Origin of the sequence: Streptomyces thermovulgaris (assembly GCF_002155915.1) — a bacterium.
Lineage (GTDB): Bacteria > Actinomycetota > Actinomycetes > Streptomycetales > Streptomycetaceae > Streptomyces > Streptomyces thermovulgaris.
The window spans coordinates 1-4,541 of sequence record NZ_MUME01000404.1; the positions used below are offsets into that span (position 1 = coordinate 1).

The window sequence follows — 4,541 nt, forward strand, 5'->3', positions numbered from 1 at the left end:
GGCCAGCATCAGCGCGGCGGCGGTGGCGACGACGAGCTTGGCGGTGAGCAGCCCGAGCCGCCGCGCTGATGCTGGCCTTCCTCACGGTCGGCTGCGACGCCGAAGTGCTCTACGCCGTGTACGGGCAGGAGCTCACCCGGGTCCCCGGCGACTGGCTTGCGCTGGGTGCGAGTTGGGCGGGTCTCGTGGTCGGGTGCGCCTGGATCGGTGTGCTGGCCGCGGGACTGTTCCGGTCCACCACGGCCGGGCTCGCGTCCGTGGTGGCCGTACCGGTGCTCGTCGTACCGCTGGTGCAGATGCTCATGGGAGGGAAGGAATGGGACGCCGACGGCCTTCCCGCGCGTCTGCGCGAGACATTCCTGCTGCAGTGGCCCTTCGGAGGTGATCGCTACCTGGCCGCCGCGGTCCGCGTGATCGCCCAACCCTTCGGGGGCGCCCTGGCGTTGTCCCTCTTCGCATTGGTGTGCGCTTATCTGCTGACGGCCCTGCGCGGCAGGGGTCGGTGATCGCTGCATGCGCCCAATCGCTCACTATATGCATAAAACTTCCCGAGGAGAGTTTGTTTCTTTCCGATAAGGCGTCAATTACAGCGAAGTGAGCGATCACCCTTTCGTGTGCTTTTCACCAAAGACCTCAAGGCAGTTGAAGACAACGCCGACAAAGGATCCGTGAGTACCCTTGCGCACACCATGATGACCACCGCCCGCTCCGCAGACTCCGGTCTTGTCGGCCCGGGCGAAATCGACCGTTACCCCTACAGCGAGACGCCTGCCTCCGACCGCGCCGCGAATTCCTCCTGGGAGGGCGCGGACCCGGAGCTGGGGCGTGTGGGCCGCCGTGCCGCGGGCAGCCGCGGCCGCGGGCTGCACGGCCAACTCGTCCAGCAGCTCGGTCAGATGATCGTCTCCGGAGATCTGGGTGCCGACCGCCCGCTGGTGCCCGAGGAGATCGGCCATCGCTTCGAGGTCTCCCGCACCGTCGTTCGCGAGTCCCTCCGCGTCCTGGAGGCCAAGGGCCTGGTCAGCGCCCGGCCGAACGTCGGCACGCGCGTGCGCCCGGTCAGCGACTGGAATCTGCTCGACCCGGACATCATCGAGTGGCGGGCCTTCGGGCCGCAGCGCGACGACCAGCGCCGCGAGCTGAGCGAGCTGCGCTGGACGATCGAACCGCTCGCCGCCCGACTCGCCGCCGGGCACGGCCGCGAGGACGTCCAGCAGCGCCTGTCCGACCTGATCGAGATCATGGGACACGCCCTGGGGCAGGGCGACACGCTCACCTTCTCCCGTGCGGACTCCGAGTTCCACATGCTCCTCATCCAGGTGGCAGGCAACCGGATGCTGGAGCACCTGTCGGGGATCGTCTCCGCCGCCCTCCAGGTCTCCGGCGGCCCCGTCACGGGCTGTGACCGGCCCAGCGAGAACTCGCTGGCGCAGCACGCGCGGATCGTCGACGCCCTCGCGACGGGCGACGGCGCGGCGGCGGAGGCGGCCATGAGGCAGCTGCTCACGGTGCACCCCGAGGTCGAACGGGTGGTTCCCGCGCCGCGCGAGCACTGACCCGCCCGAGCCCTGGTCCCTGCGTGGGCGGCACGGCCGGGCCTGTCGTCCTCCGCGGCCTCGTCCGGCCGGTGAACCGCCTCTCGCAGACCCCGCCGGCCCCTCCGCGAACCGGCGGGGTCCGTGCGTGTTCGAGACGATCGATCCGTACGCGATCAAGGTGAGCGAGAGGGGAGCCGCTGGTCGGACCGCGTCCGCGGTGACCGGTCCTGTCTGCCCATCTCTGACCGTTTTTACACGCTTACGGGGTGTGACTCGGGACACGTGGATTGGGCGTAACGCTCAAGGGAAGAACGCGATGACCTAAGAGGTGACAGCCGCGGAGGGAATACGGACGCCGTTCGACGGCGCTGTTCCTCTTCTCGGCCCCCGCCCGTACCGTCGGCCCAATCCCCAGGCCGGTGGTCGGCTCCTGTCCACGGTGGACGGGGCCGGAAGCCGTTTTCCAACGTTCCGAGAGGTTGTTCGTGTCGGCCAGCACATCCCGTACGCTCCCGCCGGAGATCGCCGAGTCCGTCTCTGTCATGGCGCTCATCGAGCGGGGAAAGGCTGAGGGGCAGATCGCCGGCGACGATGTGCGTCGGGCCTTCGAAGCTGACCAGATTCCGGCCACTCAGTGGAAGACCGTACTGCGCAGCCTCAACCAAATCCTCGAGGAAGAGGGTGTGACGCTGATGGTCAGTGCCGCAGAGCCCAATAGGCGCACCCGAAAGAGCGTCGCAGCGAAGAGTTCGGCCAGGCGTACCGCCAAGAAGACGGTCGCCTCGAAGACGGTGACCACCCGGAAGGCCACCGCCACCGCCGCCTCGGAGAAGTCCGCCACCGACACGCCTGCCGAGGAAGCGGCCCCCGCCAAGAAGGCTGCTGCCAAGAAGTCGACGGCCAAGAAGTCGACGGCGAAGAAGACGACCGCCAAGAAGACGGCGGCGAAGAAGACCACCGCTCCCAAGAAGGACGACCTCGAGCTGCTCGACGACGACGTGCTCGAGGACGCCAAGGTGGAGGACCCCGAGAGCGCCGGCTTCATCCTCTCCGACGAGGACGAGGACGACGCGCCCGCGCAGCAGGTCGCCGCGGCCGGCGCCACCGCCGACCCGGTGAAGGACTACCTCAAGCAGATCGGCAAGGTCCCCCTGCTCAACGCGGAGCAGGAGGTCGAGCTCGCCAAGCGCATCGAGGCCGGTCTGTTCGCCGAGGACAAGCTCGCCAACACGCCGAACCTCGCCCCGAAGCTCAAGCGCGAGCTCGAGATCATCGCCGAGGACGGCCGCCGTGCCAAGAACCACCTCCTGGAGGCCAACCTCCGTCTGGTGGTCTCCCTGGCCAAGCGCTACACCGGCCGCGGCATGCTCTTCCTGGACCTGATCCAGGAGGGCAACCTCGGTCTCATCCGCGCGGTGGAGAAGTTCGACTACACCAAGGGCTACAAGTTCTCCACGTACGCCACCTGGTGGATCCGGCAGGCGATCACCCGCGCGATGGCCGACCAGGCCCGCACCATCCGCATCCCGGTGCACATGGTCGAGGTCATCAACAAGCTCGCGCGTGTGCAGCGCCAGATGCTCCAGGACCTGGGCCGCGAGCCCACTCCGGAGGAGCTGGCCAAGGAGCTCGACATGACCCCGGAGAAGGTCATCGAGGTCCAGAAGTACGGCCGCGAGCCCATCTCGCTGCACACCCCGCTGGGCGAGGACGGCGACAGCGAGTTCGGTGACCTCATCGAGGACTCCGAGGCGGTCGTCCCGGCCGACGCGGTCAGCTTCACCCTGCTGCAGGAACAGCTGCACTCGGTGCTCGACACCCTGTCCGAGCGCGAGGCGGGCGTCGTCTCCATGCGCTTCGGTCTCACCGACGGTCAGCCGAAGACCCTCGACGAGATCGGCAAGGTGTACGGCGTCACGCGCGAGCGGATCCGCCAGATCGAGTCCAAGACCATGTCGAAGCTGCGTCACCCGTCGCGTTCGCAGGTGCTGCGCGACTACCTGGACTGAGCCGGAGGCCCGCTCCGGCCGGTTCGGACGCCGCGACACGAGGGCCCGGTTCCCCGAAATGGGGGGAACCGGGCCTTTTGTGCTGCGAAAAGAAGGCGCCCTGCGTGACTCTGGGTGCTCGACGAGCATCCCAGAGTGAGGAGCGTCATGCGATGCCGTATTGTCCGGGCGCTGGCCCGGCCGTTGGTCCTGGCCGTCGTGGGAGCAGTGCTGCCGCTGGCCGCCGCTGCTCCCGCCTCCGCCGGCCGGGTCGTTGTCGGCGGCTTTCCCGTCGATGCGTCGGAGAGTCCGTGGACCGTGGCCCTGTCCAGCCGTGACCGGTTCGGGGGCATTCGGTCCGGGCAGTTCTGCGGTGGGGCGGTGATCGGCCCGACGACGGTGCTCACCGCGGCCCACTGTCTGTCCGGGGACGTCGTGGGCACGCCGCCGGTGCGGGACCTGAAAGTGATCGCCGGGCGCACGAATCTGCTCTCGCGGGAGGGCAAGGAGATCCCGGTGCGTGCCGTCTGGGTCAACCCGCACTACGACTCCGGGACCAACGCCGGAGACTTCGCCGTGCTCCGCCTCGCCGAGCCGGTGCCCCAGAGCTCCGTCGTCCCTCTGGCGGGCAAGGGGGACCCGGCGTACACGCCCGGCACGAGCGCCATGGTCTACGGCTGGGGGGACACCACCGGCATCTCCACCTATGCGTACCGGCTGCACGCCGCGCCGGTCCGTGTCCTGCCCGACGCCCAGTGCAAGCAGGCCTATCCGGGGGGTGCGGGCAAGGACGGTCCGTATCTGTCCGACAGCATGCTGTGCGCGGGGGAGGTCACGGGCGGCCGGGACGCCTGCCAGGGGGACAGCGGGGGGCCGCTGGTCGCACAGGGGCGGCTGATCGGGATCGTGTCGTGGGGGAACGGCTGCGGGCGCGCGGGAAGCCCCGGCGTCTACACGCGGGTGTCCGCCGTCCTGGGGACGCTGAGCCAGTTCCTCTAGGGCCTGTCTGATAATT

The 4,541-nt window shown here is 68.9% G+C and carries 3 protein-coding genes and 1 pseudogene; all 4 read left to right on the forward strand.

Annotated elements, in window-relative coordinates; translation table 11 throughout:
* Positions 1 to 50: 50 nt before the first annotated feature.
* Positions 51 to 506: pseudogene (locus CCN35_RS25260) on the forward strand (ABC transporter); the annotation flags it as partial.
* Positions 507 to 668: 162 nt separating this feature from the next.
* Entirely contained in the window at positions 669 to 1,556 is an 888-nt protein-coding gene (locus CCN35_RS25265; RefSeq protein WP_067393298.1) for a FadR/GntR family transcriptional regulator, read from the forward strand.
* 467 nt (positions 1,557 to 2,023) lie between these two features.
* Positions 2,024 to 3,547, forward strand: a complete 1,524-nt coding sequence (locus tag CCN35_RS25270; protein WP_067393479.1) for an RNA polymerase sigma factor — start codon at positions 2,024 to 2,026, stop codon at positions 3,545 to 3,547.
* A gap of 147 nt (positions 3,548 to 3,694) precedes the next feature.
* Positions 3,695 to 4,525, forward strand: coding sequence for a serine protease (locus CCN35_RS25275; RefSeq protein ID WP_067393286.1), 831 nt, complete (start codon positions 3,695 to 3,697; stop codon positions 4,523 to 4,525).
* Positions 4,526 to 4,541: the final 16 nt, after the last annotated feature.

Coding starts and splice junctions, on each gene's coding strand:
- CCN35_RS25275 (WP_067393286.1), top strand. CDS start 3,695: ATGCGATGCCGTATTGTCCGGGCGCTGGCCCGGCCGTTGGTCCTGGCC.